8 protein-coding genes are annotated in these 13,517 nt (G+C 74.0%); 1 reads left to right on the forward strand and 7 read right to left on the reverse strand.

The window, feature by feature from the left end; translation table 11 throughout:
- Positions 1–17 precede the first annotated feature (17 nt).
- From BLT76_RS17945 to BLT76_RS17970, 6 genes are all read right to left on the reverse strand, one after another.
- The gene (locus BLT76_RS17945; protein ID WP_090859324.1) at positions 18–3,407 is read right to left on the reverse strand and encodes an error-prone DNA polymerase; all 3,390 of its coding nucleotides are present in this window, start codon (positions 3,405–3,407) and stop codon (positions 18–20) included.
- Positions 3,407–4,960, reverse strand: a complete 1,554-nt coding sequence (locus BLT76_RS17950; protein ID WP_090859326.1) for a DNA polymerase Y family protein — start codon at positions 4,958–4,960, stop codon at positions 3,407–3,409. Before BLT76_RS17950 ends, BLT76_RS17945 begins: the two co-directional genes overlap by 1 nt.
- Positions 4,957–5,613 carry a hypothetical protein gene (locus BLT76_RS17955; RefSeq protein WP_244509466.1) on the reverse strand — a complete coding sequence of 219 codons (657 nt, stop codon included), beginning with the start codon at positions 5,611–5,613 and terminating at the stop codon, positions 4,957–4,959. Before BLT76_RS17955 ends, BLT76_RS17950 begins: the two co-directional genes overlap by 4 nt.
- A gap of 114 nt (positions 5,614–5,727) precedes the next feature.
- Complete coding sequence (locus BLT76_RS17960) at positions 5,728–7,548, reverse strand: AMP-dependent synthetase/ligase (protein ID WP_090859328.1); 1,821 nt, start codon at positions 7,546–7,548, stop codon at positions 5,728–5,730.
- Between the two features lie 287 nt (positions 7,549–7,835).
- Positions 7,836–8,483 (reverse strand): MOSC domain-containing protein, encoded by a 648-nt coding sequence (locus BLT76_RS17965; RefSeq protein ID WP_211753048.1) that lies wholly within the window; start codon positions 8,481–8,483, stop codon positions 7,836–7,838.
- Positions 8,480–9,388, reverse strand: a complete 909-nt coding sequence (locus tag BLT76_RS17970; RefSeq protein ID WP_170867125.1) for an aminoglycoside phosphotransferase family protein — start codon at positions 9,386–9,388, stop codon at positions 8,480–8,482. Before BLT76_RS17970 ends, BLT76_RS17965 begins: the two co-directional genes overlap by 4 nt.
- Positions 9,389–9,495: 107 nt before the next feature.
- Between BLT76_RS17970 and BLT76_RS17975 the strand changes: the two genes are divergently transcribed.
- Positions 9,496–12,165 carry an exopolysaccharide biosynthesis polyprenyl glycosylphosphotransferase gene (locus BLT76_RS17975; protein ID WP_170867126.1) on the forward strand — a complete coding sequence of 890 codons (2,670 nt, stop codon included), beginning with the start codon at positions 9,496–9,498 and terminating at the stop codon, positions 12,163–12,165.
- A 4-nt stretch (positions 12,166–12,169) separates the two neighbouring features.
- On the opposite strand, the gene BLT76_RS17980 is transcribed toward BLT76_RS17975, so the two are convergent.
- Positions 12,170–13,453: a Wzz/FepE/Etk N-terminal domain-containing protein gene (locus tag BLT76_RS17980; RefSeq protein WP_090859332.1), complete on the reverse strand. Its 1,284-nt coding sequence runs from the start codon at positions 13,451–13,453 to the stop codon at positions 12,170–12,172.
- Between the last annotated feature and the right edge of the window lie 64 nt (positions 13,454–13,517).

The following is a 13,517-nucleotide window of genomic DNA, read 5'->3' on the forward strand; positions in this document are numbered from 1 at the left end:
GGTGACGGTGGGCACTGTCAGTGGAAGTCCCGTGACCGGTGCCGGGCCTTCAGGGCCGCTCCGGCGGTCGGATCGACCTCCTCCAGCGGACCGAGGCGGTCGGCGAGGAGATTGGTGGCGCCGTCCTCGTGCTCGAGCACGCCGCGGATGACCATGCCGGCCGACGAGGTGGCGACCTCGCGGTAGCGGCGCCAGACCCCGACCGTGACGATGACGTTGAGCATGCCGGTCTCGTCCTCGAGGTTGAGGAAGGTGACGCCACCGGCGGTGCCCGGGCGCTGACGGTGGGTGATCATGCCGGCGACGCTGACCCGGCGGCCGGAGTCGACCTGCTGGAGGTCGGTGACGCTGCGGATCCCGCCGGCGGCCAGCCGCGGCCGGAGGTGGACGAAGGGGTGCGCCTCGGGGGTCATGCCGGTGGCCCACAGGTCGGCGAGGGTGGTCTCGACCGCGCCCATCTCGGGCAGCTCGGGGGCGTCGGCGGTCATCCGCAGCCCCTCCAGCTGGTCGTCGCGCTCGGTCCAGCCGGCGTTCCACAGCGCGCGGCGGCGGCTCAGCCCGGCGCTCTCGAACACCCCCGCGGTGGCCAGCGCCTCCAGCTGCCGTGCGTCCAGGCCGGCGCGCCGCGACAGGTCGAGCTGGTCGTCGAAGGGCCGCTCGGCGCGGGCGGCGACGATCCGCTCGGCGACCGCGGTGCCGATGCCACGCACGGAGTCCAGCCCCAGCCGGACGGCGTACGACGTGTCGCGCCGGTGGGCCGGGGTCGGGTCGGGCGTCCCGGGGACGAAGTCCGTCCGGTCGGGGTGGTCGCGGAGGCAGTCGGCCAGGCCGGTCGCGCCGGGGGCGGCCCCGGGCAGCAGCTCCAGGTCGGCCGTGGCCCGCGATACGGCGAGGTCGGGGCGCAGCACGCTGACGCCATGTCGCCGGGCGTCGCCGACCAGGGACTGCGGGGAGTAGAAGCCCATCGGCTGGGCCCGCAGCAGCGCGGCCAGGAACGCCCCGGGGTAGTGCAGCTTGAACCACGAGCTGGCGTAGACGAGCTTGGCGAAGGACAGCGAGTGGCTCTCGGCGAAGCCGAAGTTCGCGAAGGAGAGGATCTTCAGGTAGATCGCGTCGGCGTCCTCGCCGACCAGCCCGCGGCGGGCCATCCCGGCGTACAGCTTCTCCTTGATGCTCTCGATCCGCTCGATGCCGCGCTTGGAGCCCATCGCCCGACGCAGCAGGTCGGCCTCGTCGGGGGTGCAGTCCCCGATGGCCTTGGCCATGTCCATCAGCTGCTCCTGGAAGAGTGGGACGCCGAGGGTGCGCTCCAGCACCGGGACCAGGTCCTCGTGGGGGTAGGTGATCGGCTCGCGGCCGGTGGCGCGGCGGATGTAGGGATGGACGGCGCCGCCCTGGATCGGGCCGGGCCGGATCAGCGCGATCTCGATGGCCAGGTCGTAGAACGTGCGCGGCTGCAGCCGCGGCAGGGTGCCGATCTGGGCCCGGCTCTCGACCTGGAAGACCCCGATCGAGTCGGCCCGGCAGAGCATGTCGAAGACCGCCGGCTCCTCCTTCGGCACCGTGCTCAGCTCCCACGCCTCCCCGAGGTGCGTCTCGGAGATCCGCATCATGTGGTCGAGGGCGGAGAGCATGCCGAGGCCGAGCAGGTCGAACTTCACCAGGCCCATGAACTCGCAGGCGTCCTTGTCCCACTGCAGCACGGTGCGCTTGTCCATCCGGGCCCGCTCGATCGGGCAGACCTCGCCGATCGGCCGCTCGGTGAGCACCATCCCGCCGGAGTGGATGCCGAGGTGGCGCGGCGCCCCGAGCAGGTCGTTGGCCAGCTCGACGACCTGCTGGGGCACGTCATCGCCGGCCGTCACCTCGCTCCAGGAGCTGACCTGCTTGGACCACGCGTCCTGCTGGCCGGGGGCGTGCCCGAGCGCCTTGGCGGCGTCGCGGACGGCCATCTTGGGGCGGTAGCCGATCACGTTGGCGACCTGGGCGGCGTTGTGGCGGCCGTAGGTGTCGTAGACCCACTGGATGACCTCCTCGCGGCGGTCGGAGTCGAAGTCGACGTCGATGTCGGGCTCCTCGTCGCGGTGGGAGGAGATGAACCGCTCGAACGGCAGCCGGTAGAAGACCGGGTCGATCGCGGTGATGCCGAGGGCGTAGCAGACCGCCGAGCTGGCCGCGCTCCCCCGGCCCTGGCAGAGGATCTGCTGGGACCGGGCGAACTCGACGATGTCGTGGACGATGACGAAGTAGCCGGCGAAGTCCTTGCGGTCGATCACCTCCAGCTCCATCTCGACCTTGGCCCGCGCGTCGACCTCGAGGTCGCGGCCGGCGTACCGCTCGGCGAAGCCGCGCTCGGTCAGCTCGCGCAGCCGGCTCATCGGCGTGTGCCCCTCGGGGATGCCGTTCTTGGGCAGCCGCGGGGTGGCCTTCTGGAGGTCGAAGGCGCACTCGTCGGCGAGGACGACGCTGCGCGGGACGGCATCGGGATGCCGGGCGAAGCGGCGGGCCATCTCCGCGCCGGAGCGCAGGCTGGCCGCGCCCGACGGCCGCAGCCAGCCGTCCATCTCGGCCAGGCTCCGCCGGGCCCGTACGGCGGCCATCGCCGCCGCGGTCCGGTGCCCGGAGGGGGTCGCGTGGTGGACGTTGTTGGTGGCGACGACCGGCAGCCCGCGGTCGGCCGCCACCGCGGCCAGCTGGTCGTTGTGGGACGTGTCGAGGGGGAAGCCGTGGTCGGTCAGCTCGACCGCGACGTGCTCGGCGCCGAAGCGCGCGACCAGCAGGTCGACCTCCTCGGCGGCCGCCCGGGGGCCGGCGCTCGCGAGGGCCTGGCGGACGGTGCCCTTGCGGCAGCCGGTGAGCACCAGCCAGTGGCCCCGCCCCCGCTCGGCCAGCTCGTCGAGGTCGTAGAGCGGGCGGCCCTTCTCGTCGCCGCGCAGCTGGGCGTCGGTGATCGCGGCGGCCAGCCGGTGGTAGCCCTCCACCCCCCGGGCCAGCACCAGCAGGTGACTGCCCTCCGGGTCGGCCACGCCCAGCTGCGGCCGGCTCAGGCCCAGCGAGAGCTCGGCGCCGTAGACGGTGCGCACGTCGTGCTGCTGCGCGGTCTCGGCGAACAGCGGAGCGCCGTAGAAGCCGTCGTGGTCGGTGATGGCCAGCGCGTGCATACCCAGCCGGGCCGCCTCGACGACCAGGTGGTCCGGCCCGCTGGCGCCGTCGAGGAAGCTGAAGCTGCTGTGGCAGTGCAGCTCGGCGTACGGCGTGACCGGGCCGGACGGGCGGGTGACCACGACCTGCTCGCGCCGGTGCTTGCGCGTCGAGATCGGGGCCTCGGGATCGGTCGGCCGCCGGCGGCCGGAGAGCCGGGCCTCCAGGTCGCCCCAGGACATGTTGGCGGGGTTGTTCCAGCCCACTAGTCGTACCCTGCCTCGGTCCACCAGACGTCGCCGTCGAGGGTGAGCAGCCAGGCCCGCCCGTCGACGCCGACCACCTGGAAGCGGGCCACCCGGCGGCCGCCGGACTCCCACCACTGCTCCTCGACCACCCACGGTCCGGCCCAGGCCGCGACCGGCTGGCGGTCCTCGTCGGGACCGGGCCGGAAGACCGCCGGGTCGGCGCTCAGCGCCCCTCGGTCGTCGAGGGCGACCGGGCGGCGGGCGGCGTCGTACACCTCGGCGGGCCAGGGGGTGCGCAGCACCCGCGCCGGGGCGGGCGGGGGCAGGCTGCCGGGCCACGGCGGACCCGTCGGACGCAGCCCGGTCGGCCGCTCGCCCCACGGCACCCAGGCCTGGCGGTCGGCCGGACCCCGCCCGCCCTGGAGGACGGGTACGACGACCGCGTCGTGGCCGAGCATGCCCTGCACCCGGGCGATGCCGCGCTCGACCCGCTCGTCGGTGCCGCCCCACAGCACGTCGGCGTGCACCGCGTCGGGGACCACGGTCTCGGGCACGAACCGAACCCGCTCCACCGGCCGGCTCACGTCACCGGCCCTGAACCCACCCTGCAACTGCCAGTGCAGCCGGTCGACCAGGTCGGCGGCGGTGAAGAACCGGGGGTGCAGCCAGCTCCGCACCGACGCCGGCCGACCCTCGGGGTCCTCACCCTCGCAGCGCGCCTCGACCCGCACCTCGGTGCAGACCAGCCCCTGCTGGGCGAGACCCGCCACGAACGCCTCGGCCGTACGGCGGGCGCTGAACACGATCGTCTCCGCCGAGTCGAGAGGCGGCTCGAAGTCGACGTGCCGCTCGAGCTCCGGCGGCGGCGTGCGGGTGGGGAGGTGGACCGCCCCGTCGCCACCGACCACCCGGTGCACCCAGGCGACGTGGCTGCCGAACCGGTCGCGGACGTCGGCCGCGCGCAGCCGGCCCAGGTCGCCGAGGGTGCGCAGCCCCAGCCGGCGCAGCAGGCTCACCGCGTCGGGGTCGTCGAGCACCTCGACCGGCAGCGTGCGCAGGAAGTCGGGCGACCCGCCCGCGGGCACCACCAGGCTCTCCTGCGACCGGGCCCGGCGCGCGGCCTGCTCGGCGGTGAACAGCTCGTCGGCCACGCCGGTGCGGCTGTCCCAGACCCCCAGCGTCACCAGCCGCTCGGCGAGCACCGCGCCCGCCTCCTCCTCGCCGCCGTAGAAGCGGCCCGGCGAGCGCAGGGCCACCAGCCCGGGTCGCAGCGGGGCGATGCCGGGGCGGAGCTGCTCGACCGCGACCAGCACGTCCTCGAAGGCGCGCGCGTCGCGCTCGGGCGACGCCGCCAGCACGGCCAGCTCGGGGCACCGGCCCTGGGCGTCGCGCCGCCGCATCCCCCGTCGTACGCCGAGGGCGCGGGCGGGCTCGTTGCAGGCCTGGACCAGGTTGGCGTGGAAGACCGCCGCGGGCAGCCGGTCGGGCAGCCCGGCCTCGCCGGCGGCCGCGACCACCGGCCAGTCCGGGCACCAGACCACCAGGACCCGCTTCTCCAGGACGCCGGTCATCCGGCCTCCTCCAGAGCGCGTACGGCGGGCTCGGCCCGGCGCGCCCCGGCCACCGGGTCGGGCAGCCACAGCTCGGAGCGGCGGGGCGGCGCCGCCCCCCGTCGTACGACGACCGCGGCCCGGCGGGCCCGGAGGTGCCCGTGGCCCTGCCCGACCCCCGACCAGACCGGCTCCTCGACGCCGAGCCGGGCCTCGCAGCGCGGCCACTCGCCCTGGACCAGCAGCACCGCGGCGCGCTTGCGCAGCCGCGCCCCCATCCGCTCGGCGACCGAGGCCGCGACCCGGCCGCCCGGGCGCACCAGCACGACCGGCGCGACGTCGACGAGCGCGGCGGTGACCTCCAGCCACTGCTCCCCCGGCTCGGGCACCAGCACGGTGCGCGACAGCTCGACGCCGGCCTCGGCCGCGGCCTCGACCCCGAAGTCGGGGATCCCGACGACCGCGCACCACTCCCCGGCCCGCGACGGCCCGGCCAGCAGGGTCATCGCCAGGCCCAGCCCGTCGACCTCGTAGCTGGCGCCGGCGTACAGCTGCACCACCCCGGACAGCGCCGGGTGGACCGGCAGCGCCGCCCGGGGCATCCCGCCGGCCATCCCCTGCATGCGCGCCCGCAGCTGGTCCAGCTGGCTCAGGTCGGGGGCGGCGGAGGACACACCCCATCATCGAACACCTGTTCGAACGAGTCAATCCGGACCCCGAACTGCCGAGTCGGCGCGAGCTCGCGCCGACTCGGCAGCGAGCTCACGCCGACTCGGCGTGGAGCGGGCTCAGACGTAGAAGGCCGCGATGCGGTCCTTGTTGTTGTCCTCGACGATGTTGCGCTTGACCTTCATCGAGGGCGTGAGCTCCCCGGACTCGATGGTCAGGTCGTGGTCGAGGATCTCCCACTTCTTGATGGTCTCCCAGCGGTTCAGCCTGGCGTTCAGCTGCTCGACGTACCCGCCGACGAGCGCCTTGACCTCCGGGGACGACACGATCTCGGTGTACGACTTACCGGCCTGGCCGTTCTCCTCGGCCCAGCCCGCGATCGCGTCGGGGTCGAGGGTGACCAGCGCGACCACGAAGTTGCGCTCGTTGCCGAAGACCATGAACTGGCTGGTGTAGGGGCAGATCGCCTTGAACTTCGACTCGATCGCCGACGGGGCGATGTACTTGCCGCCGGAGGTCTTGAAGAGGTCCTTGATCCGGCCGGTGATGGTGAGGAAGCCGTCGGCGTCGATGCTGCCCTTGTCGCCGGTGCGCAGCCAGCCGTCCTCGGTGAACGCCTTGGCGGTCTCCTCGGGGAGGTTGTGGTAGCCCTCCATGACGTGGGGGCCCTTGATCTGGACCTCGTCGCCCTCGCCGATGCGGATCTCCGCGCCGGGCAGCGCGGGGCCGACCGTGCCGATCTTGTACTCCTCGGGGTGGTTGACCGTCGCGCCCGCGGAGTTCTCGGTCATGCCGTAGCCCTCGAGGATGAGGATGCCGGCCGCGTGGAACCACTCCGCGATCTCGGAGTTCAGCGCCGCGGACCCGGAGATGAAGAACCGGACCCGGCCACCGAACCGGTCGCGCACCTTGCTGAAGACCAGCTTGTCGAAGAGCCCGTGCTGCAGGTTGAGCAGGAACGGGACGCCCTGCCCCTCGCGCTTGAGCTTGTCGACCTTGATGCCGACCTCGAACGCCTTGAGGAACAGCTTCTCCTTCAGACCGCCCTCGGCCGCCTGCATCGTGACGATCCGGCCGTGGGCCTTCTCGAAGATGCGCGGCGCGGCGCCCATGAAGGTGGGCTTCACGATGCCGAGGTTCTCGACGATCTTGTCGACCCGGCCGTCGATGGCCGTCGCGAAGCCGCAGGCCAGCTGGGTCGAGAGCAGCACCTTGCCGAACACGTGGGCCATCGGCAGCCACAGGAACTGCAGGTCGTCCTCGTGCAGGATGTCCTGGGCCTTGATCGCCGCGCCCTCATAGACCCAGGAGCTGTGCTTGAGCCGCACGCCCTTGGGCTTGCCGGTGGTGCCGGAGGTGTAGACCAGCGTCGCCAGCTGGTCCGGCGGGATCGACTTGGCGGTCTGCTCGATCACGTCGGGGTGGTCGGCGAGGTAGGCCTCACCGAGCTCGGCGAGACCGTCGAGGTCGATGATCCAGTCACCGTCGGTGGCGCCGTCGAAGGTCACGACCTTCGCCAGGTGCGGCAGCTCGTTCTTGTGCTCGCGCAGCTTGGCGATCTGCTCGTCGTCCTCGGCGAAGACCACGCGGCACTCCGCGTCACCGAGGATGTACGCCGTGTCCTCGCCGTTCGTGGTCGGGTAGACGGTGGTCGTCGCGGCCCCGGCGCACATCACGGCCAGGTCGGAGAGGATCCACTCGTAGCGGGTGCCGGCGGCGATGCCGACCCGCTGCTCGGGCTCGAGGCCGAGGGCGAGCAGCCCGGCGGCGAGCCGGGAGACCCGGTCCCCGGCCTGCTGCCAGGTGACGGACTCCCAGGCCTCCCCTCGCGGGAAGCGGAAGGCCTCGGTGCCGGGGGTGGCGGCCACCCGGTTGAGGAACTGCACGGCCACGTTGGGCTCGAGATGGTCGACGAAGCTCGTGTCATGGTTGGCGGGCATGTCACTCCTGCAGGGGATGGCGGCGGGAGGCTGGCGGTCCCCGGCACCCTCCCAAGCGCGGCTTGTTGCGGAGTAACCTACGTCACTAGACAACTCGCGGGTAACCCGAACGGGCGAGCGTGTCCGGAATCCTCAGGTGGGTTGCCCGCGTCGCGTCGTACGACTGGTCGGCGCCGGCCGGATGAGAGTTTCATCGGCTGGCCGATGAAACTGGAGCCTGGACGATGAACCTTTGTCGTCCCGGCGTGAGTTTCATCGGCCAGCCGATGAAACTCACGCGCCACCCCTCAGCCCTGCGCGGCGACGTACTCCTGGGCGCGGCGGCGCACCTTGGCCGCCAGGCCGTCGACGTCGACCAGCCGCGGGAGCAGGTGGTGGTCGAGCAGCAGGGCCCGGAAGACCAGCGAGACGGTCACCCCGTGACCGGGCTGGTGGACGACCTCGAGCGGGTCGCCGGCCGCGAGCTCGCCCTCGGCGAGCACCCGCAGGTAGGGACCGGGGCGGGCCACCTGGGCGAAGCGGCGGACCCAGGCGGTGTCGTCGTACCCGGAGCGGCCCATCCAGACCTTGAAGTCCTGGCAGGGGGTGCGGACCGAGGCGACCTCGAGGACGACGTCGCCGATCCGCCACCGCTCGCCGATCTCGGCCTCGTTGACGTCGATGCCGGCGGTGGTGAGGTTCTCGCCGAACTGGCCGTCGCGGACCTCCTGCCCGAGCTCGGCGGCCCACGCGTCGAGGTCCTCACGGGCGAAGGCGTAGACGGCCTGGTCGGCGCCGCCGTGGTGGCGCCGGTCGGACACCTGGTCACCGGCGAGACCGAGCCGGCCGACCATGACCGGTCCGGGGACGGCGAGCTTGTCGATGCTGGTGCGGCCGATCATCGCCCAGTCCGCCTCGCGGGGCGTGCCGACGTTGACGGAGACGAGGTGGCTCACTCCTGCACCGCCTTGGCGATCGTCACGCACGTGGTCAGCCAGCCCTTGTCCGGCGACCGCGGCTCCTCCAGCTCCCAGAGGGCCTGGTGCAGCATCCGCACCACCACCCAGTCGCGAGCCCGGTCCTCGTCGAGCCCCGCCGCGTCGATCGTCGCGTGGAAGCGCCGTCGTACGCCGTCGCGGTAGTCGCCGGCCAGCTCGTCCCAGCGGTTCCAGAGCAACGGCGCGACCTCGTAGTGCGGGTCGCCGCTGACCGGCTTGGGGTCGATGACCAGCCACGGCTCGCGGTCGGCGGCGAGCACGTTCTCGTAGTGCAGGTCGCCGTGGATCATCGTGCCGTCGCTGCCGGGGTCGGCGACCAAGTCGCGCCCGAGCGAGACCGCCTGCTCGACCAGCCGGTGTGGGACCGGGGCGTCGCGGGGCAGGGCGGCCAGCCGGTCGGTCCAGGCCTCGACGTACGACGTGAGCGGCCGCAGCTGGGGCGGCGCCGGGACGTGGATCCGCGCGTAGAGCCCGCCGACCACCTCGCAGGCCTCGACGTCCCACACCTGCGTCAGGTCCTCCTGGTGCAGTCGCTCGAGGAGCAGCAGCCGGCGGCCGGGGTCGGCGCGCAGCAGGCGTACGGCGCCGTCGCCCCCGATCCGCTGCAGCGCGAGCGCCTCATGCGTCTCCTCCTCGAGACCGGGCACCGGCGGGCAGACCAGCTTCAGGACGGCCCGGGTCCCCGAGCGGTCGAGGACCGGGAGCACCAGCGCGGTCCAGCCGTGCATCGGCTCGCCGTCCCGGGTCAGCTCCCACTCGGCCAGCACGTCGTCGACGAGCCGCGGCAGCCGGTCGACCCAGGCCGCCCAGGCGGGACCCCGATCGGCGAACCCGAGGACGAACGGCGGGAGCGTCAGCGGCACCTTCCCATCCTGGCAGGCGGGACCCGGGGTTTCCCGACCCCCGACCACGGGGCATGAGTCCCCCGTTCGTCTCGGCCGAGGAACGCCGAGGAACCCAGGGGGCCCGCATGCGCGCAGGCGCACGAGACGCACTGCCGCTGCGCGGCATCCGCCCGCTGCTGGTCCTGGTCGACCCGCTCTCGGTCCTGCTGGCCGTGGTGGTCCTCCGGCCGGGCTGGTCGGCGACCGTGGTCGCCGTGGGCACCGTCGCCGCCGTGCTGGCCGCTGCCGGGACCGGGCTGCACCGCTCACGCCTGGTCCTGTCGGTCATCGAGGACGTCCCCAAGCTGGCCTTCACCGCCGCGGTGGCGGCGACCGTGCTGCTGGTCGCCGCCCCCAGCCGCCGGCTCGACACCTCGACCCTGCTCGAGCTGGCGACCACCGCCGGCGTGACGTTCGTGGCGATGGTGGTGCTCCGGACGGCGGTCTACGCGCTGGCCCACGCGCTGCGGCGCAGCGGCCGCAGCTCCCACCCCGTGATCGTCGTCGGCGCCGGGACGGTCGGGGTCCGGTTGACCCGGACCTTCCTGGCCCGCCCCCAGCACGGCCTCCGCCCGGTCGGCATCGTCGACTCGGCCCCGCAGGTCGACCCGCGCGACCTGCCGGTCCCCTACCTCGGCGGCCTGGACCGGCTCGAGAGCGCGATGGTCGACCTCGGCGTCCACGACGTCGTCTTCGCCTTCCCCGACCAGCCGGACGCGGAGACCACCGACGTCGTACGCCGGTGCCTGGAGCGCGACCACCAGGTCTTCGTCGTCCCCCGCTTCTTCGAGATGATGGGGCTCGACCACCACCGCCGGGTCGAGGTGGTCGGTGACATCGCCCTGATGCGCCTGCGGCGCTGGGGGCTGCGCCCGGTGACCCTCCTCCTGAAGCGGCTGCTCGACGTCACCGCGTCCGGGGTCGCCCTGGTGCTGCTCGCCCCGATCATGCTCGCCTGCGCCCTGGCCGTGCGGGTCGAGACCGGACCCGGCGTGATCTTCCGCCAGCTGCGGGTCGGCCGGCACGGCCGGCCGTTCCAGCTCTACAAGTTCCGCTCGCTGAAGCCCGCCTCGGAGGCGGAGAGCGCGACCGCCTGGTCCATCGACCACGACGACCGGCTCGGCCCGGTGGGCCGGTTCCTGCGGCGGACCAGCCTCGACGAGCTGCCCCAGCTGGTCAACGTGCTGCGCGGCGACATGAGCCTGGTCGGCCCGCGTCCGGAACGGCCCTACTTCGTGCAGGAGTTCACCGCCCAGCACGAGCGGTACGACGACCGCCACCGGGTCGCTGCCGGCCTCACGGGGTGGGCCCAGGTCAACGACCTGCGCGGCGACACCCCCATCGAGGCCAGGGTCCGCTTCGACAACCACTACATCGAGAACTGGTCGCTGTGGACGGACGTGAAGATCCTGCTCCGCACCGCCCGCACCCTGGCCCGGCCGGCGCCCGGCGGGGACCGGCCGCTGGTGCTGATGCCGGCCTCGGAGGCCGAGGAGGACGCGCGCCGGACCCCGCCCACGCGGCTCGGTGACGCCGTACCCCGCGTCCTGCACGTCGCCCAGCCCACCACCGAGGGCGTGGCCGACGTCCTGCTCGGCTACGTGCGCGACCAGGTCGCCCGGGGCTGGGACGTGACGGTCGCCTGCCCGTCGTCCGGCTGGCTGGCCGCGGCCGCCCGCGGGGCCGGCGCCCGGGTGCTGCGCTGGGAGGCCCGGCGCAGCCCCGGCCCCACGGTCCCCGGAGAGGTACGACGGCTGCAGCGCATCGTCGATCGGGTCGACCCCGACGTCGTCCACCTGCACAGCGCCAAGGCCGGGCTCGCGGGGCGGCTGGCCGTGCGCGGCCGTCGTACCACCCTGTTCCAGCCGCACGCGTGGTCCTTCGAGGCCGTGCGCGGCCCGCTGCGCTGGGCGACGATCCGCTGGGAGCGGCACGCCCAGCGCTGGACCACCGAGCTGGTCTGCGTGAGTCGCGGCGAGCAGCTCGTCGGCGAGCAGCAGGGCATCCGTGCCGGCGCGACGGTGGCCTTCAACGGCGTGGACGTCGAGCGGTTCCACCCCCGGGGCGACGCGGCCCGGCAGGCGGCCCGCCGCCGGCTGGGCCTGCCCGACGTCCCCACCGTGCTGTGCGTGGGGAGGTTGACGGCGCAGAAGGGTCAGGGCGACCTGCTCGACGCCTGGCCGCACGTCCGCGAGCGGGTGCCCGGCGCGCTGCTGGTCCTGGTCGGCGACGGGCCCGACCGCGACGAGCTCCAGCAGCGGGCCGACACGCTCGACGACGTCAGGCTGGTCGGCTCCCGCAACGACGTCGAGGACTGGCTGGCCGCCGCCGACGTGGTGGCGGCGCCCTCGCGCTGGGAGGGCATGGCGGTCGCGCCGCTGGAGGCGATGGCCGCGGGCCGCAGCGTCGTGGCGACCCGGACCACCGGCATGGAGGACAGCGTTCCGCCGCAGGCCGGGGTGCTGGTCGACGTCGGGAACGTGCGTCAGCTCGCCGACAGCATCATCGCCCGGCTGGTCGACGCCGACCGCGCCGCCAGCGAGGGCGAGGCCGGTCGCGCCCACGTCGAGTCCCACCACGACGTCCGCGCGTCGGCCCGCGAGGTGGCCCGCCAGACGCTCCGGCACTTCCGCAACGGCCGCGGCGAGGGCGACGTCCTGGTCGCCCTCCAGCCGCTCGCCCTGACCGGTCAGGTCTCGGTCGACCGCCGACCCGCCGCCCGCTTCGCGGAGGTACGGCGGGTCCGCACCGACTGATCCGTCAGGCCGCGGCGCGCACGGTGCGCGGTGCCCGCGTCGTCTGCTTGGACAGCAGCACCGTGCCGAGCAGCCGGGCACCGACCGAGCGGACCCGGGTCGCGGCCCGGTGCAGCTGCTGCGGCGAGACCGCGCCCGACGAGACCGTCAGCACCAGCGACCCGCCGGCCGCCATCACCCGCGCGTCGTCGCAGACGTCCAGCGCCGGGGCCAGCACCACGACGACGTCGAAGCGCCGGGTGGCCTCCTGCATGACCGTCGCGAACCGGGTCTCCAGCAGCCGCTCGGTCGGCTCGCCGCCCCAGTCCCCCGACGGGAGCACCTGCAGGCCGTCGACCGGGCCCTGGCTGAGCCCGTCGACCAGGTCGGCCCCGGTCAGGACGTCGTACAGGCCGGCGGTGCCGGGGGCAGTCGCGATCGGGCGGCCGTGGCGCGTGCCCAGCCGTCCGTCGACCAGGACCACCTGCCGGCCGGCGACGGCCAGCGAGACGGCCAGGTTGGCGCCGAGCCAGACGCTGGCGTCGTCCTCGGTCGCACCGGCGACGACCAGCAGGTCGACCGGCTCGGAGCTGGCCTCGGCCTCGAGGGCGATGCGCAGCCGGCGGAAGGTGTCGGCGGCCGCCGTACCCGGGTAGAGCGACGGCAGCGTGGTCGAGTCGCGGGGCCGGGCGATGCGGGCCAGCACCGGCGCGCCGGCCGCGCTTTCGGCCTCGCGGGGCGTCTCGACGCTCGTCGTACGACGGTCGCGCATCAGCGCCGCCCCGGTGGCCAGGATCAGGCCGAGCACCACCGCGACGCCGCCGCCGAGCAGCAGGTCCGGGCTGGAGAAGGTGCGCGGCGGGACGGCCTCGTTGCTGACCGTGAACAGGAACGATCCGGTGCTGGGATCGTAGAGGGGCAGCACGTCCGCGACCAGGTTGGCGATCTCGGCCGCGACCTGCGGGTCCGCGTCGTCCACCGTGACCTGGATCAGGATGGTGCCCTCGACCCACGCCCCGGCGACCGAGCGGCGCAGCTCGTCGACCGAGCGGTCCACGCTCAGCCGGCCGCGCACCTCATCGAGGACGTCGCGGGAGTTGGCCAGCTCCGCGAGGGTCCCCCGCAGCGAGTCCGGGTCCTCCACGCCCGCGCCCGCGGGGTCCTCGGCGGTCGCGACCGTCGTCGTCGCGGTGTAGGTCTTGGGCGCGGCCCACAGGCCGAGGCCCGCAGCGCTCCCCGTCACCAGCAGCACGACCAGCACGAGCAGCTTGTGGCGCCACAGGGCACCACCGACTTCCTTCAGTTCCATGTCAACTCCACCGCGTGTCCCCCACGCAAGTCGGAGCGAGGGAGATCTTCCCTCGCTCGGTGCA

This window comes from Nocardioides lianchengensis, from assembly GCF_900101465.1.
In the GTDB taxonomy this organism is placed as follows: domain Bacteria; phylum Actinomycetota; class Actinomycetes; order Propionibacteriales; family Nocardioidaceae; genus Nocardioides; species Nocardioides lianchengensis.

Excerpts from the sequence above, each read along its gene's own strand:
- BLT76_RS17950 (WP_090859326.1), bottom strand. The coding sequence starts at position 4,960 with ATGACCGGCGTCCTGGAGAAGCGGGTCCTGGTGGTCTGGTGCCCGGAC.
- BLT76_RS17960 (WP_090859328.1), bottom strand. The coding sequence starts at position 7,548 with ATGCCCGCCAACCATGACACGAGCTTCGTCGACCATCTCGAGCCCAAC.
- BLT76_RS17975 (WP_170867126.1), top strand. The coding sequence starts at position 9,496 with ATGCGCGCAGGCGCACGAGACGCACTGCCGCTGCGCGGCATCCGCCCG.
- BLT76_RS17980 (WP_090859332.1), bottom strand. The coding sequence starts at position 13,453 with ATGGAACTGAAGGAAGTCGGTGGTGCCCTGTGGCGCCACAAGCTGCTC.